Genomic DNA, 25800 nt, shown 5'->3' on the forward strand with positions numbered 1-25800 from the left:
TATAATAGCTTAAAATCTCTATGTTGTTATAGATTTTTTTGTATCTATATTTTCTTCTTCATCTTTATTTATCTTATCATTTTCAATACTTTTATTTTTATATTCATATATAATCTCAATAAGATTTCCACTTATAGTAACAGCTAATATAGAATACATAACCTGATCTACCCTTAAATATACTAATGAAAGTAACAGTACTATGGCATCAGTTAACATATAAACATGATTAACCTTTAAAGGAGTAAATTTACTACCTAAAAGAGCAATAACATCATCTCCACCTGATGCTCCTCCTCCACGAAGTACAAATCCTACACCAACTCCTACAAAAAGTCCTGCAAAAATACTTCCAAAAATCATATATTCATTAAGGCTTGGCACAACAAAACCTACGCTTTCAAATATTCTATAAAATACCGAAAAGCAAGCTGTTGAGAATATAGAAAAAATTAAAAATCTTTTTCCAAAAAATCTTGCTCCAAGAGCAAATAATGAAAAATCTATTATAAGATTAGTTACTGATGGCGATATATTAAAAATATTTTTAACGAGAAGAAGTAATCCTAAAACCCCTCCTTCTGTAATGCCATTTTGGTAATTAAAATTATAAGTACCAAAAGCTAATATACTTGACCCTAGTATCACTAAAAGAATTCCCTTAATAATACCTTTCAAGTTTTTTGACCTGGAATACAAAATATCACGCTCCAAATTACAAATTTTTGTTTAGGCCTTATACTATGTATTATATTACAAGTACTATATATTGTGAAATCTCCCTAATTATCTATAACTCTATCAATCAATTGCTATAACAAATGGCACCTGTTCTCCTTTAATCTCTTAATATTTCCTTCATGTATCTATATAACTTAAAATATCATTGACTTAATTATATTTTCTAATATATAATTAGAAAAAGTGTTATAGTTTTTATAGCACTAATTTTTTAAAACTTAATTATATATTGCTTTGAATAGGAGTAGTACTATAAACTTGTGTTTTTTAGAGAGCTATTGTTTGGTGCAAAATAGCATCACAAATATAGGAACTTGCCTAGGAGCTTACTTGTGTTGAAGCAAGTACGGGAAACCGTTAAATTATTGAGTGAGGAATTATTAAATTCCTAAAAAGAGTGGTAACGCGGAAGTATCCTTTCGTCTCTTAAATTTTTAAGAGGCTTAAGGATTTTTTTATTTTCTTTAATTTTTATAAAACTTATAATAAAAACTTAAACTTTTTTAATTAATAAAAATTATAGTAAGGATTTTAAATTTTTTATTATATTTTATTAAAATAAACACTCTCAAACTTAAAAGGAAATAAAATATTTTTAATCTAAATATTATTTTAAATATTTTTATATGTATTTCCTTTTCTAATAATTTTGTTATTAATTTCAATTTTATTTTTGAATTTAATAAAACAAAATTTAAATTTGCAAATTATAAAGCATATTATGTGCTACATATAAAAGATATATTTAAGGAGGAATTTTTAATGGGAAACTATGGAACTGCCATAGATAAGAAATGGCAAGAAAAGTGGGAAAATGAACAATTATATAAATTTGACCCAAACAATTTAGATAAAAAACTTTACGTTCTTGAAATGTTCTCTTATCCATCAGGAAGCCAACTTCACGCTGGACACTGGTTCAACTATGGACCAGTTGATACATGGGCAAGATTTAAAAGAATGAATGGATACAACGTATTTCAACCAATGGGATTTGATGCCTTTGGTCTTCCAGCAGAAAACTTTGCTATAAAGACAGGTATTCACCCACAAGATTCAACAGAAAAAAATATTAAAAACATGGAAGCTCAACTTAAAGCTATGGGAGCTATGTTTAACTGGGAAAATGAGCTTGTAACTTGTAGACCAGATTACTATAAATGGACTCAATGGTTATTCTTAAAGCTTTATGAAAAAGGATTAGCTTACAGAAAAAAAGCTCCTGTAAACTGGTGTCCATCATGTAACACAGTTTTAGCTAATGAACAAGTTGTTGATGGTGCATGTGAAAGATGTGGAACTGAAGTAACTAAAAAGGACTTAACTCAATGGTTCTTAAAAATTACTGATTACGCTGACGAATTACTTGAAAAACTTGATGGACTTAACTGGCCAGAAAAAACTGTAGCTATGCAAAAACACTGGATTGGTAAATCAACTGGTGCTGAAGTTACATTTAAAGTTAAAGATAGTGATTTATCATTTAACGTATTTACTACAAGAGTTGATACATTAAATGGAGTTTCATATGTTGTTTTAGCTCCTGAAAATGAATTAGTTAACAAATTAGTTACTGATGAAAACAAAGAAGCTGTTGAAAAATACAAAGAAGAAGCTATAAAACAATCAGATATAGAAAGACAATCAAGTACAAAAGAAAAGTCTGGAGTATTTACTGGTGCTTATGCTATAAATCCTATAAACGGAAAAGAAGTTCCAATATGGGTAGCTGATTATGTACTTGCAAGCTATGGTACAGGTGCTGTTATGGCAGTTCCTGCTCATGATGAAAGAGATTTTGCTTTTGCAACTAAGTTTAATCTTCCAATAAACAGAGTTATAGCTCCAAAGGATGGCTTAGAAGTAGAACTTCCATACTGCGAGCATGGAATATTAGTTAACTCAGGTGAATTTGATGGATTAACTACAAAAGAAGCTAAAGTTAAGATAGTTGAAAAACTAGCTGAATCTAATGAAGGAAGTCAAAAAGTTAACTTTAGATTAAGAGACTGGCTTGTATCAAGACAAAGATACTGGGGAGCTCCAATTCCAATGATTTATTGTGAAAAATGTGGAACAGTTCCAGTACCTGAAAAAGACCTTCCAGTTCAATTACCATATGATGTTGAATTTGCACCAGATGGTAAATCACCACTTGCTAAGTGTGAGGAATTTGTAAATACAACTTGTCCTTGCTGTGGTGGAAAAGCAAAAAGAGAAGTTGATACTTTAGATACATTTGTTTGTTCATCATGGTATTACTTAAGATACCCAGATAACAAAAATGAAAAAGAACCTTTCAATAAAGAACTTATAGATAAAATGCTTCCTGTTGATATGTATGTTGGAGGACCAGAGCATGCTTGTATGCACCTTCTATATGCAAGATTTATAACAAAAGCATTAAGAGATATGGGATACTTAAACTTTGATGAACCATTCACTTCATTAGTTCACCAAGGATTAATTTTAGGACCAGATGGACTTAAAATGAGTAAATCAAAAGGAAATACAATTTCACCAGATGATTACATTAAAGAATATGGTGCTGATGTATTTAGAATGTACTTAATGTTTGGTTTTGCTTATACTGAAGGTGGAGCTTGGAGTGATGACGGAATTAAATCTGTTGCAAGATTTGTAGATAGAATCGAAAGAAACTTAGAAACTGCACTAGAAGCTATAAATGGAGACCAAACTAAAGATACAGTTGATAAGGCTGAAAAAGAACTTAACTTCTGGTTAAACACTGCAATTAAAGGTGTTACTGAAGACGGAGAAAAAATGCAATTTAATACTGCAATTGCAAGAATGATGGAATTTATAAATGCCCTATCAAAATACAACAAAGAACAAGTTAAAAATACTAAATTCTTAAAAGAAGTATGCGAAAGCTTTATAAAAATTCTAGCACCATTTGCACCTCACTTTGCTGAAGAACAATGGAGCAAGTTCTCTAATACTACTTCAGTATTTAACGAAACTTGGCCAAAATTTGACCCAAGTGCATTAGTTAAAGATGAAGTTGAAATAGCTGTTCAAATTAACGGAAAAGTAAGAGCTAAAGTTGTTATTCCAAACGGAGCAGATGATGAAACTATAAAAGCTGCTGTTTTAGCTGATGAAAATGTAATTAAAAATACAGAAGGCAAAAACATAGTTAAAATTATAGTTATAAAAGGAAAATTAGTTAATATAGTTGTTAAGTAATTTAATACAAAAGAGATTATCTATTATTTTAGATAATCTCTTTTTTTAATTTCATATGTATTATAATATATTTATTTTAATTAGACTTCTGTCTTATCTTCCTTAACTGGCTCTGTATCCCTATTTCCTTCATAAGCATTTATGTACATTTGTTTTATTTCGCTCATAAGTGGATATCTTGGATTTGCTCCAGTACATTGGTCATCAAATGCTTGCTCAACCATTTCATCTAAAGTAGCATAGAATTTATCCTCTGAAACTCCAGCTTCTTTTATTGATTTTGGCATTCCAACTGTATCATTTAAATCATCAATAGCCTTTAATAAACTTTCAACTTTTTCATCATCATTATCTCCTGGAAGTCCAAGATAAGCTGCTACCCTTGCATATCTCCACTTAGCATTTGGATATTTATATTGTGGAAATGCTGCTTGTTTTCTTGGTGCATCCTCTGCATTAAACTTAATTACTTCTTTTATTAATAAAGCATTTGCCATTCCATGTGGTATATGATGGAATGCTCCAAGCTTATGAGCCATTGAGTGACAAACTCCTAAGAAAGCATTTGCAAAGGCCATACCTGCCATTGATGCTGCATGAGCCATTTTCTCTCTTGCTTTTATATTTTCTGAACCATTTAAATATGAAACTGGAAGATACTTAAACACTAATCTTATTGCTTCAAGTGCTAATCCATTTGTATATTCAGAAGCTAATACTGATACATAAGCTTCTAATGCATGAACTAAGACATCAATTCCTGATGCTGCTGTAAGACCTTTTGGCATACTCATCATAAGTGCTGCATCAACAATAGCCATATTTGGTGTTAATTCATAATCAGCAAGTGGATATTTAACACCTGTTTCTTCATCTGTTATAACAGCAAATGGTGTAACTTCTGAACCTGTACCTGCTGATGTTGGAATTGAAACCATCATAGCTTTTTTTCCAAGCTCAGGGAATTTAAATACCCTCTTTCTTATATCCATAAATCTCATTGCAAGTTCATCAAATTTAACATCTGGATGTTCATAAAGAACCCACATTATTTTTGCTGCATCCATTGGTGATCCACCACCAACTGCAATTATTACATCAGGATTAAATGAAAGCATTTCTTTTGCTCCATTTTTTGCAGCTCCAAGTGTAGGATCTGGCTCAACATCTGTAAATACTTTAAATTCTATATCACATTCTTCTAATATTTCTCTAATTTCATCTGTATATCCAAGATCAAATAAAACTTTATCTGTTACGATAAATGCTTTCTTCTTGCCCATTTCACATAATTCTTTAAGAGCAACTGGAAGACATCCATACTTAAAGTAAGTTTTTTCTGGAACTCTAAACCAAAGCATATTTTCTCTCCTCTCAGCTACACTCTTAATATTTAATAAATGCTTAGGACCAACATTTTCTGCAACTGAGTTTCCACCCCATGAACCACAACCAAGTGTTAAAGATGGTGCTAGTTTAAAATTAAATATATCTCCAATAGCTCCTTGTGATGATGGCATATTAACTAAAGTTCTTGCTGTCTTCATTGTTGTTCCAAACTTATCAATTCTATCTCTTGATTTAACTTGATCTGTATAAAGTACTGATGTATGACCATATCCACCAAGTTCTATAAGTCTTGATGCTTTCTTTAAAGCCTCATCAAAAGTTTTTGCTCTATACATTCCAAGTATTGGTGATAGTTTTTCATGTGAAAATGGTTCGTCAAGTTCAACTGATTTTACTTCTCCAATTAAAACTTTAGCATCCTTTGGAACTTTAACCCCAGCCATCTTGGCAATCTTATATGCTGATTGACCAACTATGGCTGCATTTAATCCGCCCTTTTCATTTAAAATAACTTTTCTTACTTGATCACACTCTCTATCATTTAAAAGATAAGCTCCTCTATCCATAAGCTCACTTCTAACTTCATTATAAACTTCATCTAAAACTATAATACTTTGCTCTGATGCACATATAACACCATTATCAAAAGTTTTTGAAAGTAATATAGAGTTAACAGCCATCTTAATATGTGCTGTTTCATCAATTATAGCTGGAGTATTTCCAGCACCAACACCTATTGCTGGCTTTCCTGATGAATAAGCTGCTTTAACCATAGCCGGTCCACCAGTTGCTAGTATAATATCCGCTTCTTGCATAACCTTTTGAGAAAGTTCAACTGATGGTTCATCAATCCAACCAATTATACCTTCTGGAGCTCCTGCCTTAACAGCTGCATCTAATATTATTTTAGCAGCCTTAATTGTTGCATTTTTAGCTCTTGGATGAGGTGATATAATTATTGCATTTCTTGTCTTTAAAGATATTAAAGCCTTAAAAATTGCAGTTGAAGTTGGATTAGTAGTTGGAACAATTGCTGCAACTACGCCAATTGGTTCAGCTACTTTTGTAATTCCAAAAGTTTTATCCCTCTCTATAATTCCACAAGTTTTCATATCTTTATATTGATTATAAATATATTCAGATGCAAAATGATTTTTAATTACCTTATCTTCTATTATTCCCATTCCGCTCTCTTTAACAGCTATTCTTGAAAGCTCAATTCTAGCATTATTAGCTGCCATTGCAGCTGCTCTAAAAATATCATCTACTTGTTCTTGAGTGTATGTTTGAAACTTTTTTTGAGCAGCTCTAAGCTGTTCCATCTTTTTAGATAATTCCTCTGAATTAGTGACCTTCATAATAATTCCTCCTAAGCTTTATTTAATAAGCCTTATTACACTTTAGTAGTTTTAGAATTATTATGATAATTTATTCATTTTTTACTTATTTTAAATATTTGCTTTTACAATAAATTTATTTATAAAATAGATTATATTTTAACTTAGAATTATTTTATATTAAATTAAGTTGCCTTATAATATAATTTTTACTTATTAAGCTCTTCTTTAAATTCCTCTAAAATTTTAGATACAAGAGACCCATTTAGTTGCTTATACCATTTTAAGTAACCAGATTCCTGAAGTGAAACAAATATATGTTTGCTTAAATCCATCCAAAGCTCTGGAATATAAACCCATACTATTTCTTCATATCTACAACTTAATAAGAAATGTTCTACTCCCCAAAAGACATAATCAGTTATTTTATGTGCTTTCATAAAATGCTTATAATCTTCAACAACTTTTTCTGTTAATTTGTATTCATATATATCAACATAAAAATAATCAAATGTTTCTCCTTTTACTTTAAAAGCATCTTCATTAATTATTTTTATTTTTTCATTCTCTCCAAAATTATTTAAATAAAGATCTATAATATCTTTTTCAAGTTCATATACTATTATTTCTTTAACTTCTTTTCTCTTTGCCATTTCTTGAACAGTAAAACCAAGTCCAAGTCCAACAACTCCAACTCTTCCATGAGCATTTTTTATAATACCATAAGTACTTTCAACTTCTCTAAAGTCTAATCTCATCCAATAATTATTTTTACCTACAAGTTCAAAGAAATCTAATTCTATACCTTGTTCATTTTCATAAAGATATCCTTCTGTACTTTTAAAAGGGCCTTTAAGCTTTACTATTTTATGTTCATTTATTTCTTCCTCTTTTAACTTGTCATTATATTCTTTAATTTTTTCTACTACAAATTTTTTTACATATGGTTTCACTAAAAACCATCCTTTCTACATTTAATACTATTTCCTTACTTAATAATAAATTCGCCTTAAAACTTAGTATACCTTTATTTTTTAAAATTTACATAATTTTTTTAATTCTGACTGGTTTACTTTGAATTAAATTGTGTTATAATAATTATAAGTTCAAAATTTAATTTTAATTATAAGGATTGGTGAAATATATGAAAAACATAACAATAAGCGATGCAGCTTACAATGAATTTAAAGAATTTTTAGATGAAAATAAAGTTGAAAATTATAATATAAGAATAAACTTAGCTGGAATGGCTTGTAGTGGTCCAGTATTCAACATTACTGTTGATGAAGCTAACGATAATGATGTTGTTGAAGCAGTAAATGAAGTAAACTTCATTATGGAAAAATCATTAATCGATGAATTTGGTGGATTTATCTTACTTGCATCAGAAGAAAATAACGGAAACGGATTAAGCTTAAAACCAGTAATCGCTCCAGAAGGTGGTTGCGGTTCATGTGGTGGTGGATGTCACTAATCCACACAAAAAGGATGTCTTAATTAAGACATCCTTTTATTTTTATTATTTACAAAATTTCATTAATTTATTATTTTTGTTTTAACTACTTCTTTTGTAAAATCATAGTCTGTATAATTTTCATTTATTTGATTTATTTTATTTAACATATCAATCCAACATTTATCTTTTACAGCTTTTTCTTCTTTCTCTTTACCGTCTAATCCACTTAAATTTTTATCATTAAATTCATGATAAAACATTTTAGTTTTCTCAGATAAACTCTTCATCACTTGGAAATCTTGAAGTCCTTTTCCTGAAAGCTTTAATTCATTTTCCTCTGTATTCATTATATTGCTTAAACTATTTTCTAAATAATTTTCTATTCTTGAATATACTTCATTTTGTAATATAGAACTTGTATCTATTTTCTTCTTAGAAAACACTCCTGAATAATTAGAGTTATAATAATTATAATCATCCCAAAGTTCAATTAGACATTCAGATAAAGCCCCATAATTTTTATATAATAATAATACTTCTTCATTGCTAATCTTTTTTATTTCAGTAGCCTTGTTTAATATATTATATATTTTATCATTACTAACTTTTATAGTTACTATGTTCTTGTATGAATTCATTCCTACTCTATGTTCATATCTACTATTATTTAAATACATAATTATATTGAATACAAAACTTACAAACACTATTAATACAAGTAACGTTAAATACTTATTGTGTTTTTTTAACTTATGCATGTTAACACCCCTTATAAATTAATATTAACATAAAGTACACATTTTTTCTATTAACTTAACAAATTTAAAATACTTATAACCTTATATAATATTTTTATAATATATAATCCTATTTAATTCTATTAATATTAATTTAACTATATAACTTTGCACAACTATAATTTATATAATAAATCACCTTGCCCAATCATGAATAACTCCTCTAATCATTTGAAGAGCAGCATCTCCACTTTCTGATTTTTTTATTGTTTTATTGATATGCTTTATAGTTCCAAAAGGTTTTTTTAATGAAAGATTAGAGTCACCTGTTATTACCCATATAACATTTTTTATATTTGGCTTTATAGTAAGTTCTGCCTCCCCTTCACCATCAGTAAAATAAATTAGAACTCTATCTTGTAATCTATTATCTTTTATATATTCAAAAACCTTTGAAAATTTAGTTGCTCCATTTTTTTTACTTCTCTCTTTAATATCTTTTGGAGTTTTTATATCATATACTCTTCTTATTTCATCATCACATTCTATAACCTTTATTTTATCCACTCTACTTCTTGTTATAGAAAGTATTTCAATCATTATTTTATATACTTCCTCATCACTCATACTTGCACTTATATCTATTGCAACAATAACTTCTGGAATAGAATCACGTAAAACACCTCTAAGGTCTACTCTATTTGGCTGTCTCCTATCTCTTCTAACTATAGTTTTCTTATATCCACTCTTTACTATTGGAAGTAATCTTTTCAAAGTACTTTGCCAATCAATTTCTTCTTTTTCTTTATATCCTTTAATAATATCTAATATACTTTTTGGAGTATCACCTTTAGCTGAACTTATAGCAGTCTTTTTTGTAAGTTCTTTTACTCTTTCATTATCCATCTCAATATTTTCCCAAATATCATGAGCTGTTTCACTATCATATTCTCTTTTTACTTTATCGCTATCTTTTTTAGATTTATTTTTATCTATTCTTTTCTTAATAGCCTTATCTATTTCTTTTGCATAATATTCTAATGGTTTATCTTCTTTAAGTTCAATATTATATTCCATAGCTACTGCTTGAAGTCTTTTGCATTCCATAGGAAGATGCTTTATAAATTGATTTATTGATATATCCATGGCAACACTTACAGCTTCTTTGCTATAAGTATTTTTAAGCTCTTTTTCTCTCTCATAATGATTAAACATTATATGATATATTTCATGTTTAAAAAGGGCTCCCATTTCTCTTTTTGTATTATTTAAAAATAATATTGGATTAAAAAACATTTTAAATCCATTTAATGTAGGAGTTGTAGCAAGTGGCCAAGATATATCAAGCTTTATATCTCTGTCAATTTTAAGCATAAAATTACCAAAAAAGCTGTCTTCCTCTTCAATTTCATTTATTATTATTTTTTCTATTAAACTGAAAAATTCTCTTTTAAACTTACTTGAAACATCATTTATATTTTGAAATTCAAGAGCTTCTTTTAAAAGTAAATTTCTCTTATCCTCAAAACTTGTAGCCATATCCTTCCTCCTACTAATATACTTTTTAACGTAACATAACCTTAAGCATAAATATCAAAAAATGCTTCTAAAAACTCATCTGTATCAAGAAGAGCTTCATAAACTCTTTTACTTCCTTCATGCTTTATTTCTTTCATTATTCCAAGTCTTAAATCTCTTGGGTAACATCTTAAAACTTCTCCAAATATAGAAACTTCACTATTAAACTCATCTAATCCTTCTAAATATAACAAACTACTTTTAGCTAATATATATAGTCTTGAACTATTTTCACTAAATATTCTTTCTTTAATATTTTCAGGTAAAATATCAAACTTAAATATTTCTTCTGGTTTAAGCATAGGTTTTTTCTTATTTTTTATAAAACTTGCAAAATCAGTTGATATATTAACTCCTAAGTTACCTTTAACTGTACTTAAAAATACATCAAAAGAATATCTTTCCTTATTATCTTTATAAACTTTATAAGCTTTAGAAACTCTTTCATAACTTCTCGGAGTAGCTTTAATACTTTCATTTGAGTTTGGAGTATTTAAATATTCTGGGAATGTACTTATAAATTCAATAATATCCTCATCAATATTTCCATCTTTGCTCATAGCCCATTTAATCCACTCTTTAACATCAACTTCCATATCAAGCCATACAAATCTATCTTCTTGAGCTGGGTCCATATCAACAACTGCATATTCACTATCTCTGTAATTATCATACTTATTTGATGGATTCATAGCTGCAATTATTTTAACTTCTTCTGGAAGGTTATATCCATTTATTTCTCTATTTAATATTAAGTTCATAAGCTCTTGTTGAACAGCATGCTCACATCTGTTAAGCTCATCAATAAATAACAATACATTTCTTCCATTTTCTATAATCTCTGAAACTTTAGAAAGCTTATCATGAGTTGCATACACTGTTCTGCCTCTTACAACAGTTGGAAGTCCACCTATTTCCCCTTCCTTTAAAAGATTTGCATCTATTGTAATTAAAACATAATTATTTCTTTTTGCTATTTCTCTTGCAAGTGCAGTCTTTCCTATTCCACTTTCTCCAATAATAAGTGGAACATCATTTGAAGACATAACTAACTCTGCTGCACTTAAAGTATCTGAATATCTCATTTTGTCTACCTCCCTAAAGCTTACAATCCACTAAAAGTTTTTTAGTTTCTTTATCTCCGTATTCTCTTATGAAAGAAACCTTATCCATTTCTAATATTTCTAAATCCAAGAAGTTTTTCATATACTCCCTTGTCATTTCACCTTTATCTAATTTTTCAATTAATACATCAACAACAAGTTCTGGATCTATACTTTCATAAAGATACTTAACAACATTTATATTATCCTCTATAAAAAGCTTCATTTCATCGTAAGAATATCCAGCTATATAATTAATAGCTTCCTCATCTTTAATTACAGAAAGTCTTTTTACTTTAAGAGTTGGCTTTTCTATAAATCTTATTGCTCCCCAATAGTTTAATACTGCTGCCTCTTGAACTTCTTCTGAAGGATTTTTAATATATTTTATTGCATCATAATCCTTATTTACAGCTAATAGCTTAAGTTCTTCTGAAGGATTCTCTACATATTGAATTGCCCATCCTTTTGACTTAACTGCTTCTTCAATAATTTTTTCATTTGGATTTTTTATATACTTTAATGAATTCCATAAAGCTCTTACAGATGAAATAGCAACTTCCTCATCTAAATTATCAATATGCTCTATTGATAAAGGGTCACTTTTAACAGCAAGTCTTTGAAGTTCAACACTTGGGTTTTTCATAAATTTAATCATCATTCCATTACCTTTAAGAGCTGCCTTTTTCATATCCTCTGTTGGATTTTCAATTTCAGCTATTCTTGTAGGATTTTGTTCTATCATTTTTATTATTTCTTTTTCATTTAAATTAACGTCCTTCACTATAACACCTCTTAAACAATATATAATAAAGTTTTCTATAACACTTTTTAAAACTAATATTTATATTATATTTTTATATAATACCTTTTTAAAAATACAGTAATAAACTTCAAATTCAACTTAATTATTATATAATAATAATTATCATTTATAAATTATATCATTTCTTACTATTATACTCAACATTAAATCAAAAAATAAATATAAAACTAATAGAATTATAATCATATATTTAAAACATAAAAAAGCTAGATACTTAAACTTTAAGCATCTAGCACTATTTTCAAATTATATTTAAAATTAATCTTTATATTTATCTATTTCCCTTTTTATAAGACATAGAAGATCATTAAGTTCCCAAACATCTCCATCTTCTATTAATTTATTTAACGATTTTTCGTATCTACTTGCCTCAGGTATTTTTCCTAAAGATATTAAAACTAATATGTTGTTCATAATATCTGATATTATTCCTGATTTAACCTCAAATAATTTTTGAGCATCTTTAATCTCATCTTTTATCTCAAGCATTTCTTCATCAAGCTTAAATGCAGCATCTGCAGCACTCTTAAGCTTCCTTTTCAGTTCAACTGGAATTTGCTGCTTATACTTATAGTTTAATGAATGTTCTATAGTTGCCCAAAAGTTCATAGCAAGGGTTCTTATTTGAAATTCTGCCAAAATATCAACTGGTCCTTCTGCCATATTTACAGTATACTTAATTATCATATGGTAGCTTCTATATCCACTTGATTTTACCCCTCTTACATAGTCCTTTTCATAAAGAACCTGCATATCATTTCTTCCCCTTAAAAGCTCAACAACCCTGTCTATATCATCAACAAACTGACACATAACTCTTATACCAGCTATGTCTTCCATTTCATATCTTATTCTATCAACAGGAATCCCAAATTTATTGGCTTTTTCTAATATACTTGCAACTTCCTTAACTCTACCAGTTACAAATTCAATTGGAGAATATTCTTTCTTTTTTCTGTATTCTTTTCTTATACTTTTTAGTTTAACTTTTAGTTCGTCTACTGCCTGATCATAAGGCACTAAAAAACTCTTCCAATCATTTATAGCCATTTAAATAACCCACCTATTCCTTATTACTACACTATATTATACCAAAATTTAAACTTTATGTGATATACCATTTATAATTAAAATTATGTTAACTAATAAAAAATCTTAAATAGTATATCTATTATAAATTTAAAACCTAATTAAGAGCTAAAAATAAAATTTTAGCCCTTTTAAAAAAATCAACTATTCTTTTATAAGCTTAGGATTAAAATCAATAAAATCAGCTGCTGTCATTATATATTCTACTCCATGGAAATCTCCCTCTAAAACTCTATTTAAACACTTTCCATGAAGATGCCCATATATAACCTTCTCAACACCATATTCCTTACATATTTCAGTGAACTGGGAAGGTTCAAACTTTTCATTTGTTGGAGGATAATGAAGCATAACAATAAATTTATTAAATCCCTTTTTCTTAGCTTCATCTAATGAAAGTCTAAGTCTTATACCTTCTCTTAAATATATTTTTTCATCATGTGCTGTAAATCTATCTGTCCCTGGGCATATCCATCCCCTAGTTCCACAGATAGCATATTCTCCATATTCATAAAAATTATTTTGAAGAAATTTAGTATTCTCAAACATTTTATTTAACTTACTAATACTTCCCCACCAATAATCATGATTTCCTTTTGAAATTATTTTTCTACCTGGAAGATTATTTATCCATTTAAGGTCTTCTTCACTTTCATCTGATTTCATTGCCCAAGATATGTCTCCTGCAATTAAAACAGTATCATCTTCTGTTATTTTAGATAACCAATTTACTCTTATTTTTTCATGATGGTCTCTCCAATGTTCTCCAAATATATCCATTGGCTTATCCCCACTTAAAGCTAAGTGTAAATCTGATATAGCATATAAAGCCATGTCTTAAAATCACCTTTCCATATCTATATTTGTATATAAACAATCAATATTATTAATATATTCTATATAAAACTAAAATTAAAGAAATATTAATTAATGTATAAATTAAACATAATAATTAATAACTATATTAATATTCTTTCATCATTTTATAAGCTAATAAACATTATATCATCATATACTTATTTTTTTCCAATGAGTTTAAAAATATATAAAAAATAGGGCTCTAATACACTTAGAAACCCTATCTTTATATTAACTTATTTTATGGTTTACATTATTAACATTTATAATCGTTAAGCCTTTAGGAAGTCTTAATTTAACAGTTCCCCTGTTTCCATTAAAGTTTCCATTTTCTGTTCCAACATTAACTTTTTCTTGTAACTTATCATTATAAAATGCTTCGTCAACTTCATTAATATTTTCACACCTAACTTCTTTTATAAATGATATTATACTTCCTAAAATAACTATACCAAAGGGCAGCGCCATTACAATAGTTGCAGTTTGAATCATATCAAATCCTCCTGCAAATAAAAATGCTATTGTAAGTAAACTTTGAGTAACACCTATAATAATTTTTCTTGAATTTTTTGGTGCTAATATTCCATCACTTGCAATTACAGATAAAACATAAGTCGCTGAATCTGCTGATGTTATAAAGAATGTAAATAACAAGACAACTGCTATTATACTTAATAAAAGTCCAACACCACTAAATTCATTTAATATTACAAAAAGTGCTGTTTCTGTTTTTTGTACTGCTCTATGTGCAACATCTAATGGTGCAGAAATACCAAGTGTTCCAAATACTAAAAACCAAAACATACAAAATCCAGCTGGTACTAATAGTACCCCTTTAATAAACTCTTTTATTGTTCTTCCTTTTGAAACTCTAGCTATAAAAATAGCAACAAATGGTGCCCAAGCAATCCACCAAGCCCAATAAAATATAGTCCACTTAGAATACCAATCCCCTTTTGCAAATAAATTAAACTTATCAACAGTTATTGCTTGTACATATTGTCCAATACTTACAGTAAAATTATTAAATAAATCTATCTTTGGAACTATAAGAAATACTCCTAAGAAAAATACTACAGCAACACCTAAATTTAAATTTGATAATATTTTTATTCCTTTTTTAACTCCTGTTGTTGCTGATATTAAGAAAAGAACTGTTATTATAGCAATAATAAAAATTTGGACAGTTTTTGTTTCAGGCACTCCAAACAAATAATTAAGTCCACTATTTATTTGTAAAGTTCCCATTCCAAGAGAAGTAATTATACCAGCTATTGTTACAAAAATAGTTAATATATCAACAGTTTTTCCAATAGGTCCTCTAGCTCTTTTCTCTCCTATTAAAGGAATTAAAACTGAACTTAGAAGAATTGGCTTACCCTTTCTAAAATGCATATATCCAATTATAAGAGCAAGTAATGCATAACAAGCCCAAGCTGATATTCCCCAATGTAAAAAAGATTTTCTAAAAGCAAAAGCTGCAGCTTCTTTTGTTGCGGCTTCAGCTCCAACTGGATTTAAATAATGAGTTAATGGCTCTGCAACTCCCCAGAAAACAAGCCCAATTCCAATCCCTGCGCTAAAAAGCATTGCAAACCAAGAAATATTTGAAAACTCTGGTTTTGAATCATCATCTCCAAGCTTTATATTTTTATATTTACTAAATAATAAATAAATACTAAATACAAAGAAGAAGGCCATTAAAGCCATAAAATACCACGAGAAATTTTCCGTTGTAAATTTATATGCTTTATCAAAGAATGTTTTAAAATTATCAGTAAAAATTCCTCCCCATATAAGAACTACTAAAGATATAATTATAGTTAAATAATAAGTTATATTATTTTTTATATTTTGAATTACACTTTTCATCATAACACCCTTTCTTTTGACAACTCTTTTTTATTTTAAAAGTTGTCAGTATTGTTAAAAAATTTTATCTCTCATTGATACCACGTTATTAAATTAAATCAAAACTAAAGTGATAACTTTATTCAAAATAACAAGTTGTCACTTTACTTATTTTTTACTTTTAATAACCTAATATCATATATAAATTAATGCAAAATTCAATACTTCATTAATTTATATTATTCATCTAACAACTTTATGATACCATATAAGTTTTCAAATTTCAAATAATGTATACTTATCAAGTTTAAATTATCCCCTAATATCTATTAAGTTCATTACATTTATGGTACAATTAATCACTGATAGGGGTGATTCAATATGGCAAGAAAAGCATCAACTCCAGCATATTTAAAGATAGCAATTGATGTTGCTTCTAGAATAGTAAACGGTGGTTTTTTAGAAGGTGAAAAACTTTCAGGACGTTCTACTTTAGTAAGTATATATCATGTTTCTCCTGAAACAATTCGTCGGGCAATAGCACTATTAAGAGATATGAATGTTGTTGAAGTTGAAGAAAAAAGTGGTATTAGAATATGTAGTAGAGATAATGCCTTAAAATTTTTAGAACAATTTAAAACTAAAAGTGAATTTACTAATTTAAAAGAAGAAATTTACGATTTACTTGATGAAAAGAAAAATCTTGAAAAAAATTTAGAAAATAAAATCCAAAATTTAATAGAATTTGCAACACAACTTAGAAATGTTGGACTTATAGTTCCTTATGAAAGTATAGTTCAACCTAATAGCTTAATGATAGGTAAAAATTTAGGTGAACTTAATTTTTGGCATAATACTGGTGCAACAATAGTTGGTATAAAAAGAGATGACCACTTATTTCTTTCACCTGGTCCATACTTTAATATACTTGAAAAAGACATAATAGTTTATGTTGGTGAAAATGACGTTGTAAATAAAGTAAAAAATTACATAACATCAATAGATTAAAAAAACCTTGATAGCGTGCTACCAAGGTTTTTATAGTTTAAATTTATATAATTAACTAAAAACAATTTAAACTTTTAATTTTTATATAAATATTTTATTCTGCTATAAGCTTATAGAATTTCTTTTTACCTCTTTTAATTAATGCTCCATCATCTTTTAAATCTTCTTCAGTAAGAAGTCTCATAAAGTCAGTAACCTTTTCTTCGTTTATTGTAAGACCACCTTGCTTTATTATTCTCTTACCTTCAGCTTTTGATGGGAATATTTTAACATCAACTAATGCATCTATTAAGCTTTTACCGATAAATTCTTTCTTTATAACTTCTGTTGGAACATTAGTCATATCATTTCCACCTGCAAAAAGAGCTTGTGATGCTTCTTCAGCTTTTTTAGCTTCTTCTTCTCCATGAACTAATTTAGTTACTTCAAAAGCAAGAACTTTTTTAGCTTCATTAATTGCTGCACCTTCAAGACTGCTAAGCTCTTTTATTCTATCCATTGGTACAAAAGTTAAAAGTTTTAAGCATTTTTCAACATCTGCATCTGCTACGTTTCTCCAATATTGATAGAAATCAAATGGTGAACATTTCTCTGGATCAAGCCATAAAGCTCCTCCAACAGTTTTACCCATTTTTTCTCCTTGGCTGTTAGTTAAAAGTGCACAAGTCATTGCAAATACATTATCTCTTGATTTCTTTCTAACTAAATCAACACCAGCAATCATATTTGACCATTGGTCGTCTCCACCAAGTTCCATCTTACATCCGTATTTCTTATTTAACACATAGAAGTCATATCCTTGCATTAACATATAGTTAAATTCTAAGAATGAAAGACCATTTTCAGTTGCAAGTCTCTTTTTAAAACACTCTGCTGAAAGCATTTTATTTACTGTAAAATGAGCTCCAACTTCTCTTAAGAAATCAATGTAATTTAAATCTAATAACCAATCTCCATTATTTACAATAAGAGCTTTATCATCTGTAAAATCAATAAATCTTTCCATTTGTTTCTTTATTGAGTCAACATTATGTTGAATTTGCTCTTTTGTAAGCATTTTTCTCATATCAGTTTTACCACTTGGGTCTCCAACCATTGCAGTTCCACCACCAAGTAAAGCTATTGGTCTATGTCCTGCCTTTTGCATATGAGCCATAAACATCATTGCTATAAAATGTCCAACGTGTAAACTATCAGCTGTTGGATCAAATCCTATATAGAAAGTTATTTTCTCTTTTTCTAATAATTCTCTTGTTTCAGCTTCATGAGTAAATTGCTTTATATAACCACGTTCTAATAATTCGTCTAATACACTAGCCATCTTAAATTCCTCCAAATCCATATACTAAATGCCTAATAAATAGTATATATTTAATATGTAAATTTTGCAATTAAAAAGGCACATTATTATAAAATTTTAAGCATACTTTAACTTAAATAATACTTTAGTATAATTTAAATAAATTAATTTTAAATATTAAAAAAAAGTTTGTCATTTAACATTCAATTAGAATAAATATAAAAGGACTGTAATTTTATACAGTCCTTGCTTTTATTATTTTAAAAATTTTTTAATTTATAATTATCTTGATTTATACCCCATGCTAATATACTCAAGTGTATTTCAAAACCTAAAAACAAATTTTAATCTAACTAAAAAACAAAATTTAAATTATTAAAGTAATTGTTTTCAACGAAAATATTTTTATAATTTTTAATCTTTTAACTTACTTTTTAAATATTTATCTTTTAAGCAGCATCACATATATACTCTTTTAAGAAGCTTGGAACATTCTCCTCTGAATCAATATTAATAAATAAATTTATATTATATTGTTTTGTAAGTGATCTTAATTTATTAAATAAATAGTAGGTATCATTGATGTCACAAGAAACTATACTTAAAAACTCATCTATATATATATTTTCAACATCATAATTTGCAGATATCATTCCGCAAAGAAATCCATAAAATCCATTACAATCAGATATTTTGAACTCTTCCATAGATACAAATCTTATCTTCCAATTTAAACTGCTTCTGTGTTTAGTATTTTTATCTATATATACTGAGTCTCCTTTAGCTTTATCTACATAGTTATTTGCAAGCTCAATTAATTTCTTAGTCTTTCCTGAACCTCTTCTGTTACAAAATACTCTAATCATTAGGACCACTCCTTATTTTTAGTTATATTACATTATATTCATAACTTTTAAATTAATCCTAACTTTAATAAATTTTATTTTATATTATTTGGTAATACTACACTAAAGCAATTTTCCTCACTTGAATTTATAAATTTAACTTTATTCTCTTTAAAAACTTCCTTTATTCTTGATAGTCCATTTCCATTATTTAAAAATCTTTTTTTACTATCTATTGTTATTAACTTTTCATAAATCCACATATTTCTTTTTCCACGTAGCTTTACAATATCTTTATCAATAAAGTCCCCAGGACTTGTAATTGTTATTTTATCATCATCTATTACAACTTCTATAAACTTATTAATATCTGTATATTCTCTATAAAGTATTGCATTTTTTATTGCTTCAAAAACTGCAATTTTAGGATAACTTTTATCCAAAATATTATTTAATTCATTTTCAGCCTTGTCCACCATAGTAATTAAACTACCTTGTATTATTTTACTGTAATTTCCTTTTACAATTTTTATAATATTATTTGGTATACATAAGCTATTAACTTCTGAAAATACCAAAAGGCCTCCATAGGTACATCTGTATTCATTTAATTCACTTACATAATTTATTATTCCTGATGCCTCTAATAATGCTATTTTATTTTTATCATTAATATTTATTCCTTTTTGTAAAAAATAACTCTCTATTAAAGAATCATCTAACATGTTTATATTACTTCTAATAACACTCGTAGTTTCAACTGTTAACTCCATATTATCTTCAAATGCAGATATAAGCTCACTTCTTCTCATAACATCAGTTGTTGATCCCCTTCTTATATAAAAAATACCATGCTCTTTAACTTGATGTGGTTTTTCACTACTATCACATATAGTAATTACAGCAACTTTTTTCTTTTCTATTCTAAAAAACTCTACTAATAAAGGGATTGGAGGTTCAGTTCTTGATGATATTATTTGCTGAATTTGCTCCTCTGAAAACATATCATCTTTCCTTATACCTTCTACACGCTTACTTTTATCTCTAATTCCAACTATTATATAACCTCTACCACCTTTTGAATTAGCAATAGCACAAATATCTTTTACAAATTCCTTTTTCCCACTTTCTGACCATAGGTCTAACTTCAATTTAAAATCTAATTTTTGCCCCTCATCTTTTTGAATTAAGGAGTGTAACTTTTTAATATCCACTAGCTCTTTCCCCTTTTTATATAAAGTGTTTCTCTATATATAATACTACTCTATTTAAAGCATTGCTCCAAATTGTATAATTAAAAATTATTATTCAAATTAAATATATTATTATGAGTTACTACTAAATTACCGATATCATAAAAATAATACATAATTTTTTAATTTCATAAACAATATAATATATTTTCTTTAAAATAACACAACATTCTATTTATATTGAATTTAAATAATAAATAACTTATTTAAGTTTATAACAATTCTTACTTAAAATTAATAAATAAACTATGCTTTAAATAAAAACTCTTAGTAATATATAAAAAATCATATATTACTAAGAGTTTATTATAATTTTATACTAAAAATAACTATCCTCAACTCTATTACTTTCTGATATATTAACATCAACATTTATTCTTAAATCTATTTTTGATAATATATTTTCAACTTGAAGTTTTGGATATTTCATCTCTAAAAGCCTTTCAACTTGTAACACATCAACTTGACTATTTGAAAATCTTTTAAAAAATTGCATTAAATATTGTTTAATGTTTTCTTCTTCATTTCTCTTAAGCTCCTTAAGTGATTCTTCAGTTACTATAAATCTTCCTTGTGATTCAGCAATTACAGCATTTATTTTTATATCTTTTGTTAATATAACTTCATCATCCTTATATTCTATATCTGTTTTAGTATTACTATTTAATATTTCTAAACTTAAAAAGCCCTGTTTCATCTGCGGATTTTTAACTTCCAAAGTGCCCGTTTTTATTCTATTTGTTAAAAAGTTATAACTCATACATTCAATAACGTCTATTCTCTCTACCATTTCAGTCATTCTCATAAGAACACCACCTGAAAGCTCTACTCTTTCATCTAATGCATCTTTTCTAATATCTAATCCTCCAAGTACTGTGTAGTTATTTCCTACCTTTGATTCAACTAAATAATCATTTATATTAGTAGTTATTGCTCTTGGATTAGTTTTATTTTTTTGAACTAATTCACTTAAAAGTACCCCTAGATACTCTTCATCACTTGAACTTATTTTTATTAATTGTTCAACATCTCCAAAAAATACAAAAACATATGGCTTAACTTGGAATTCTTGATCAGTATTTATTAAACTAAGATATTTGTTTATTCCACCTCTTGCAGCCTTTTCTGTAAATATTATTGCTCTATTTTGAGTGAAGTTAACCTTGTAACTTGATGCCATATTTATACTTCTTATTGCCTCAAAGGCAGTTCTTCCAGTACCTTTATATATTATTCTCTTACCTTTATCAGAACTTTCATTTGCATTTCTATAAGGCTTTACACAATCTAAATAAATTAATACATCTCCATTATCTGCTATATCGAATATAGCACAAGTTGTGAATGTAGCTGTATTTATTTCTTTATAATTAAAACAACCTGTCAATATAATTGGAATAAGCAAAATAACAATTAAAACTTTAAAACTTTTTCTTAATACTGTCATAATCTCCACCCTTTCCAATTATAGTTTTTGATATTCTACTTAATCTGCCCCTATATAATAAATCTTTAAATTTAAACTCCTCTAAACTTCCTAATGGGAATAAATATGGATATCCTGTACTCTTTAAATCTGCCAATATAGTAAGGAACACTATAAAGCATAAAAATATACCAGGTAATCCATATATAGAACCAGCAATAACAAAAATTATAGACCAAATTGATACTGCACCATAAAGCTTTGGAATTAAGAAATAACTCAAAGAACTAAGTGCAACTACAATTATAGTTATTCTAGATGCAATTCCTGCACCAACTGCCGCATCACCTAAGATAAGTGCTGCTACTATACTCATTGCCCCTCCAATTGGCTGTGGAAGTCTAAGCCCAGCTTCTTTTATTATTTGAAATGCAAACATCATCATGAGCACTTCAACGATAGTTGGAAAAGGTACTCCAGCTCTTGATACAGCGAGCCTAAACAAAAATAATGACGGTATAAGAGCAAAATGATATGTTATTATTGAAACATAAATTCCTGGTACAAATGTAGCGAATATAAAGGCTAAAATTCTTAATCCTCTTGTAAAGTTAGCAAAAATCCTATTTATATAATAATCATCTGGCATTTGAAAATTCTCTACAAAAAAATATGGCACTGTAACTACAAATGGAGTTCCATCTACTAATATAGCTACTCTTCCTTCCATAATCTTTGCTGCTACTTCATCAGGCTTTTCTGTATATCCAGTTGTGTCAAAGAGAGAATTATTTTCTTTGAGTTTACTTTCAACATAGTTTGTATCTAGTACAAAATCTAAATCCATATCGTTAACACACTTTTTTACATAATCTATTAAATTTTTAGGAGCTATTCCCTTTATGTAAGCTACACAAATAACAGTCTGACTTTTTTCACCAACATAAACTGGTTCAAACTTAAGATCAGGATTTTTAATTTTTCTTCTTATTAATGCAATATTATCAACAAAAAGCTCATTAAACCCTTCTCTTGGTCCCTTTATAACTGATTCAGTAACTGGTATTCCAATACCTCTTCTTACGTATCCCTTTACCTCGCAATAAATCATTTCTTCATAGCCTTCAACAAATATTACAATATCTCCTGAAACTATATGAAGCATAGCATCATCTATATTTGTTTTGTCCTTTACATAATTTGCAATATTTATCTCAAGTACATTAGTAATAAGTTCATCTAAGTTATTGCAAGGAACTCTTTGAGCTCTTATTGGCGCAACAATATAATCACTTATAAACTGAGTACTACATAAATTATCAATAAATACTAAAGTCATTTTACCAAGCTCGCCGTTTATCTCTCTATATTTAACGTCAAAGCTATCCTTAAATCTCTCTTTTATTATTTGTAAATTTTTATCCATAAGCATCACCTAAAAATATTATTCCTCTATAAATGTTTAATATTCATTATTTTGCTAATACTATACTTGAATATGGTAAGTTATAGTTTTAGAGGTGATTAAATGAATAAAATATCAAGTAAACATTATATATTTCTCATACTTATAGTTTCAGCAATAAGTCTTAGAAGTTATTCTTCTATATTTATAGATTTAGGTGATAGAGACACTTGGGTTGCAGCAATTATAGCTGGAATTATTTATATAGCTTTTTCATTTTTTATTTTTTATGTATGTAAGAAAACTGATACTTTTGACTTCAAAGAAATATTTGAACTTACATATCCTAAAACATTAAGTAATATTTTTATATTTTTATTTTCATTACATTTATTTATAACATCAGTAGAAACAGCTGCAATACAGGCTGATTCAATTCATACAAATATATTTTTAGAAACTCCAGTTTGGTATTCTTTATTATTGTTTATAATTCCAACTGCTTATTTAATAACAAGAAGATTAGATACCATTATGATTGTTGTAATAATATCTTGTGCTTTTATATATATTTCAGTTTTCATAGTAGAACTATTTACATTTAAATATATAAAGCCACAGCTTTTATTACCAATTATGGGCTATGGAATTAGTAAAAAATTTATATATGCAGTACTTCTTATACTTGGTTCATTTGCTTCAACTGCAATAACATTTCCATTTTTAAAATATATGGATAAAAAAAATAAATTTTTAAAATATACAACTTTAACTAATATTTTTGTTGTTTTTATTGTAGTTATAAGTATAGCTGCAGCTATTGGAACTTTTGGACCTCTTAGAGCTTATAATATTTATTATCCAGAATTTATAAGAGTACAAAGAATTCAAATTAACGGCTTTATAGAATTTGGTGATTTATTTTTTATAGCTAAAACAGTATGTATATGGACACTTAAATATACCCTTGCTGTAATAGCAATAAGACATATTTATTCAAATATATTTACTAACAAAATTTTATTTTCAATTATATATTCAATTTTAGTATTTGTATTGGCTCTTCCTTTAGCTAGACATCATTACTTATTATTTGATTTATTAAAATTATATAAGCTTATTTCATTAATTGTATTTTGTCTTCTACCATTTGTAACATTTTTAATTTATTATATTAAATGGCGTAAAAAACTTATTCCTGACATAAAATCTAAAAATACAAATAAAAATATAACTTAATATATACAAATTGACATTAATATATATGCCCCCTATAATTTTATATATAACTAAAATTAAGGAGTGACGCACTATGGAAAATAAAGATGCTAAGAAAGTCATCTTTAGTGGAATCCAACCTTCTGGTGATCTTACATTAGGTAATTATCTAGGAGCTATAAAAAATTGGGTTAAGCTTCAAGATGAATACAATTGTTATTTCTGTGTAGTTGATTTACATGCTATAACAGTACCACAAAAACCAGCAGATTTAAGAAGAAGAACTTTAGAACTTCTTTCAATATATTTAGCATGTGGCATTGATCCTGAAAAGAATACTCTTTTCATTCAATCTCATGTACCTGCACACTCAGAATGTGCATGGCTTTTAACTTGTAACTCATATGTGGGTGAGCTTTCAAGAATGACTCAATACAAAGATAAATCAAAAAAAGCTGGAAATTCAGTAGGAACAGGATTATTTACATATCCTGTACTTATGGCTGCTGATATTTTACTTTATCAAACTGATTTAGTTCCAGTTGGAAAAGATCAAATTCAACATTTAGAGCTTACAAGAGATATAGCTATAAGATTTAATAACAATTATAGTGAAACATTTAAGATTCCTGAAGGATATGTTCCTAAAACAGGTGCTAAAATAATGAGTTTACAAGAACCAACTAAGAAAATGTCAAAATCTGATGATAATCCAAACTCATTCATATTATTAATGGATCCACCTGATGTTATAAGAAAGAAAATTTCAAGAGCTGTAACAGATAGTATCGGAATCGTTAATTATTCAGATGAACAACCTGGAGTTAAAAATTTACTTAATATACTAGCTGCAATAAATAATGTAGAACCTGAAAGTTTAGTTAAAAATTATGAAGGTAAAGGTTATGCAGATCTAAAAAAAGATGTAGCTGAAGCAATCGTTAATGAGTTATCTCCAATTCAAGATAAAGTTAAAGAACTTATTAAAGATAAGAAAACTCTTGAAGCTATATATAAAGAAGGAGCTAATAAAGCTTCATATATAGCTAATAAAACTTTAAGAAAAATGCAAAAGAAAATCGGATTTATTCCTAGATAAAAAAAGAAGTTAAAGCAATATGCTTTAACTTCTTTTTTTAAAACTAATTCTATTTAAAACTAATTCTATTTAAAACTAATTCTATTTAAAACTAATTCTATAAATCTTTA

20 protein-coding genes and 1 other annotated feature are annotated in these 25800 nt (G+C 27.5%); of the genes, 5 read left to right on the plus strand and 15 right to left on the minus strand.

Going from position 1 to position 25800, the window contains the following annotated elements; genetic code table 11:
* Positions 1 to 18: 18 nt before the first annotated feature.
* Entirely contained in the window at positions 19 to 678 is a 660-nt protein-coding gene (locus AC4FQ1_RS04665; RefSeq protein ID WP_303130160.1) for a YitT family protein, read from the minus strand.
* A gap of 288 nt (positions 679 to 966) precedes the next feature.
* Positions 967 to 1171: a binding site (T-box leader), on the plus strand.
* A 332-nt stretch (positions 1172 to 1503) separates the two neighbouring features.
* Between AC4FQ1_RS04665 and leuS the strand changes: the two genes are divergently transcribed.
* Positions 1504 to 3951, plus strand: coding sequence for a leucine--tRNA ligase (gene leuS, locus AC4FQ1_RS04670; RefSeq protein ID WP_491169069.1), 2448 nt, complete (start codon positions 1504 to 1506; stop codon positions 3949 to 3951).
* 80 nt (positions 3952 to 4031) lie between these two features.
* Here the strand turns inward: leuS and adhE are convergent, their stop codons facing one another.
* Positions 4032 to 6659 carry a bifunctional acetaldehyde-CoA/alcohol dehydrogenase gene (gene adhE / locus AC4FQ1_RS04675; RefSeq protein WP_491169070.1) on the minus strand — a complete coding sequence of 876 codons (2628 nt, stop codon included), beginning with the start codon at positions 6657 to 6659 and terminating at the stop codon, positions 4032 to 4034.
* 188 nt (positions 6660 to 6847) lie between these two features.
* Entirely contained in the window at positions 6848 to 7591 is a 744-nt protein-coding gene (locus AC4FQ1_RS04680; RefSeq protein WP_491148379.1) for a hypothetical protein, read from the minus strand.
* A 191-nt stretch (positions 7592 to 7782) separates the two neighbouring features.
* Here AC4FQ1_RS04680 and AC4FQ1_RS04685 point away from each other — a divergent pair, with 191 nt between their 5' ends.
* A complete protein-coding gene (locus AC4FQ1_RS04685; protein WP_303129502.1) occupies positions 7783 to 8112 on the plus strand; it encodes a HesB-like protein in 330 nt (109 codons plus the stop codon).
* A gap of 62 nt (positions 8113 to 8174) precedes the next feature.
* Here the strand turns inward: AC4FQ1_RS04685 and AC4FQ1_RS04690 are convergent, their stop codons facing one another.
* From AC4FQ1_RS04690 to AC4FQ1_RS04720, 7 genes are all read right to left on the minus strand, one after another.
* Complete coding sequence (locus AC4FQ1_RS04690; RefSeq protein WP_491169071.1) at positions 8175 to 8852, minus strand: hypothetical protein; 678 nt, start codon at positions 8850 to 8852, stop codon at positions 8175 to 8177.
* 174 nt (positions 8853 to 9026) lie between these two features.
* Positions 9027 to 10370, minus strand: a complete 1344-nt coding sequence (locus AC4FQ1_RS04695) for a vWA domain-containing protein (protein WP_491169072.1) — start codon at positions 10368 to 10370, stop codon at positions 9027 to 9029.
* A 41-nt stretch (positions 10371 to 10411) separates the two neighbouring features.
* Positions 10412 to 11494, minus strand: coding sequence for an ATP-binding protein (locus AC4FQ1_RS04700; protein WP_491169073.1), 1083 nt, complete (start codon positions 11492 to 11494; stop codon positions 10412 to 10414).
* A gap of 13 nt (positions 11495 to 11507) precedes the next feature.
* Positions 11508 to 12257, minus strand: a complete 750-nt coding sequence (locus tag AC4FQ1_RS04705; protein ID WP_303129525.1) for a hypothetical protein — start codon at positions 12255 to 12257, stop codon at positions 11508 to 11510.
* 339 nt (positions 12258 to 12596) lie between these two features.
* Complete coding sequence (gene yjbM, locus AC4FQ1_RS04710; RefSeq protein ID WP_303129506.1) at positions 12597 to 13388, minus strand: GTP diphosphokinase; 792 nt, start codon at positions 13386 to 13388, stop codon at positions 12597 to 12599.
* Positions 13389 to 13571: 183 nt separating this feature from the next.
* A complete protein-coding gene (locus AC4FQ1_RS04715) occupies positions 13572 to 14261 on the minus strand; it encodes a metallophosphoesterase (RefSeq protein ID WP_303129507.1) in 690 nt (229 codons plus the stop codon).
* Positions 14262 to 14516: 255 nt separating this feature from the next.
* A complete protein-coding gene (locus AC4FQ1_RS04720; protein ID WP_491169074.1) occupies positions 14517 to 16160 on the minus strand; it encodes a BCCT family transporter in 1644 nt (547 codons plus the stop codon).
* A 357-nt stretch (positions 16161 to 16517) separates the two neighbouring features.
* Between AC4FQ1_RS04720 and AC4FQ1_RS04725 the strand changes: the two genes are divergently transcribed.
* Positions 16518 to 17144: a GntR family transcriptional regulator gene (locus AC4FQ1_RS04725; protein ID WP_491148387.1), complete on the plus strand. Its 627-nt coding sequence runs from the start codon at positions 16518 to 16520 to the stop codon at positions 17142 to 17144.
* A 94-nt stretch (positions 17145 to 17238) separates the two neighbouring features.
* On the opposite strand, the gene tyrS is transcribed toward AC4FQ1_RS04725, so the two are convergent.
* The 5 genes from tyrS to AC4FQ1_RS04750 form a co-directional block, all read right to left on the minus strand.
* Positions 17239 to 18465, minus strand: a complete 1227-nt coding sequence (tyrS, locus tag AC4FQ1_RS04730) for a tyrosine--tRNA ligase (protein WP_303129510.1) — start codon at positions 18463 to 18465, stop codon at positions 17239 to 17241.
* A gap of 428 nt (positions 18466 to 18893) precedes the next feature.
* Positions 18894 to 19310, minus strand: a complete 417-nt coding sequence (locus AC4FQ1_RS04735) for a hypothetical protein (protein ID WP_491169075.1) — start codon at positions 19308 to 19310, stop codon at positions 18894 to 18896.
* 74 nt (positions 19311 to 19384) lie between these two features.
* The gene (locus AC4FQ1_RS04740) at positions 19385 to 20503 is read right to left on the minus strand and encodes an AlbA family DNA-binding domain-containing protein (protein ID WP_491169076.1); all 1119 of its coding nucleotides are present in this window, start codon (positions 20501 to 20503) and stop codon (positions 19385 to 19387) included.
* Positions 20504 to 20861: 358 nt separating this feature from the next.
* Positions 20862 to 21989 carry a Ger(x)C family spore germination protein gene (locus AC4FQ1_RS04745; RefSeq protein WP_491169077.1) on the minus strand — a complete coding sequence of 376 codons (1128 nt, stop codon included), beginning with the start codon at positions 21987 to 21989 and terminating at the stop codon, positions 20862 to 20864.
* Entirely contained in the window at positions 21964 to 23394 is a 1431-nt protein-coding gene (locus tag AC4FQ1_RS04750) for a spore germination protein (RefSeq protein WP_491169078.1), read from the minus strand. The genes AC4FQ1_RS04745 and AC4FQ1_RS04750 overlap by 26 nt, the downstream gene beginning before the upstream one ends.
* A gap of 102 nt (positions 23395 to 23496) precedes the next feature.
* Between AC4FQ1_RS04750 and AC4FQ1_RS04755 the strand changes: the two genes are divergently transcribed.
* Positions 23497 to 24612, plus strand: coding sequence for an endospore germination permease (locus tag AC4FQ1_RS04755; protein WP_491169079.1), 1116 nt, complete (start codon positions 23497 to 23499; stop codon positions 24610 to 24612).
* Positions 24613 to 24685: 73 nt separating this feature from the next.
* Positions 24686 to 25690 carry a tryptophan--tRNA ligase gene (gene trpS / locus AC4FQ1_RS04760; protein ID WP_491148393.1) on the plus strand — a complete coding sequence of 335 codons (1005 nt, stop codon included), beginning with the start codon at positions 24686 to 24688 and terminating at the stop codon, positions 25688 to 25690.
* Positions 25691 to 25800 lie beyond the last annotated feature (110 nt).

The organism is Clostridium sp. TJA020, assembly GCF_058310295.1.

What these genes read in the sequence shown, in the direction of transcription:
- yjbM (WP_303129506.1), bottom strand. Translation starts at nt 13,388, where the DNA reads ATGGCTATAAATGATTGGAAGAGTTTTTTAGTGCCTTATGATCAGGCA.
- leuS (WP_491169069.1), top strand. Translation starts at nt 1,504, where the DNA reads ATGGGAAACTATGGAACTGCCATAGATAAGAAATGGCAAGAAAAGTGG.
- AC4FQ1_RS04735 (WP_491169075.1), bottom strand. Translation starts at nt 19,310, where the DNA reads ATGATTAGAGTATTTTGTAACAGAAGAGGTTCAGGAAAGACTAAGAAA.
- AC4FQ1_RS04755 (WP_491169079.1), top strand. Translation starts at nt 23,497, where the DNA reads ATGAATAAAATATCAAGTAAACATTATATATTTCTCATACTTATAGTT.
- AC4FQ1_RS04690 (WP_491169071.1), bottom strand. Translation starts at nt 8,852, where the DNA reads ATGCATAAGTTAAAAAAACACAATAAGTATTTAACGTTACTTGTATTA.
- AC4FQ1_RS04685 (WP_303129502.1), top strand. Translation starts at nt 7,783, where the DNA reads ATGAAAAACATAACAATAAGCGATGCAGCTTACAATGAATTTAAAGAA.
- adhE (WP_491169070.1), bottom strand. Translation starts at nt 6,659, where the DNA reads ATGAAGGTCACTAATTCAGAGGAATTATCTAAAAAGATGGAACAGCTT.
- trpS (WP_491148393.1), top strand. Translation starts at nt 24,686, where the DNA reads ATGGAAAATAAAGATGCTAAGAAAGTCATCTTTAGTGGAATCCAACCT.
- AC4FQ1_RS04725 (WP_491148387.1), top strand. Translation starts at nt 16,518, where the DNA reads ATGGCAAGAAAAGCATCAACTCCAGCATATTTAAAGATAGCAATTGAT.
- AC4FQ1_RS04695 (WP_491169072.1), bottom strand. Translation starts at nt 10,370, where the DNA reads ATGGCTACAAGTTTTGAGGATAAGAGAAATTTACTTTTAAAAGAAGCT.
- AC4FQ1_RS04705 (WP_303129525.1), bottom strand. Translation starts at nt 12,257, where the DNA reads ATGATAGAACAAAATCCTACAAGAATAGCTGAAATTGAAAATCCAACA.
- AC4FQ1_RS04715 (WP_303129507.1), bottom strand. Translation starts at nt 14,261, where the DNA reads ATGGCTTTATATGCTATATCAGATTTACACTTAGCTTTAAGTGGGGAT.
- AC4FQ1_RS04700 (WP_491169073.1), bottom strand. Translation starts at nt 11,494, where the DNA reads ATGAGATATTCAGATACTTTAAGTGCAGCAGAGTTAGTTATGTCTTCA.
- AC4FQ1_RS04750 (WP_491169078.1), bottom strand. Translation starts at nt 23,394, where the DNA reads ATGGATAAAAATTTACAAATAATAAAAGAGAGATTTAAGGATAGCTTT.
- AC4FQ1_RS04745 (WP_491169077.1), bottom strand. Translation starts at nt 21,989, where the DNA reads ATGACAGTATTAAGAAAAAGTTTTAAAGTTTTAATTGTTATTTTGCTT.
- AC4FQ1_RS04720 (WP_491169074.1), bottom strand. Translation starts at nt 16,160, where the DNA reads ATGATGAAAAGTGTAATTCAAAATATAAAAAATAATATAACTTATTAT.
- tyrS (WP_303129510.1), bottom strand. Translation starts at nt 18,465, where the DNA reads ATGGCTAGTGTATTAGACGAATTATTAGAACGTGGTTATATAAAGCAA.